At 62.9% G+C, this 838-nt stretch carries 1 protein-coding gene; it reads right to left on the reverse strand.

All coding sequences use genetic code 11. The features are described 5' to 3' along the window. Positions 1-830, reverse strand: an 830-nt coding sequence (locus AC0QTX_RS27495) for a sulfite exporter TauE/SafE family protein (protein ID WP_474606963.1), incomplete at its 3' end; no start/stop codon positions are given. Positions 831-838 lie beyond the last annotated feature (8 nt).

Genomic DNA, 838 nt, shown 5'->3' on the forward strand with positions numbered 1-838 from the left:
CTTGCGGCGAAGCGGGCGCAGACCAGCAGCAGGAAAATGCCAAAGGCCACTTCGAGCCGACGTTTGGAAAGGCGATGCGCGAGGCGGGCGCCCACCGGAGCCATCCAGGTGCTGGTCGGGATGAACAGCACGAAACCGAGGAGCGAGACATAACCCAAAGCAAGAGGCAACTGAAAGGCCACGACGTCAGGGTAGTCGGCCATGTGCGGCCAGCCAGCATAGATGTAGCCGATGGCGCCGGGGATCGAGATGAGAATGCCGAGACCCGACGAGGTTGCCACTGCCTGATGGATCGGACGGTTGTAGAAGGTCATGAACAGATTGGAGAGCTGTCCGCCGCCTATGCCCATGAGTGCCGATAGAATGCCGATGAGCCAGCCATAGGCGATCATGATGGGCTTTGCCGGCATGTCGAGGCCGAAGCGCCAGGTATCCTTGCCGAAGAGCAGGCGGATGGCCGAGATGCCGGCCACCACCACGAACACGGCCTTGAACAGATCGGCGGGGGCATACCGGGCAATGACGCTTCCGACCACGACGCCGAGCACGACAGGCACGGCCCAGACGCGCAGGATCGTCATGTCGACCGCGCCTTTGGCCTTATGAGCGGAGAAGGAGCGGATGGAGGTGGGAATGATGATGGCGAGCGACGTGCCGACACAGAGCGGCATTCGCACATCCTCCGGCACCTCCAGGACGCGGAACAACTCGTAGAGGATTGGCACGGCCACGGCTCCGCCGCCGACGCCGAACACGCCTGCCAGCAGGCCAGTAATGGCACCGGCTGCCAGGAGCGCGACTACGAGCCAAGCCAGATCGAACAAAGGGATGCCGAACA

Source organism: Microvirga sp. jy35, assembly GCF_056148915.1.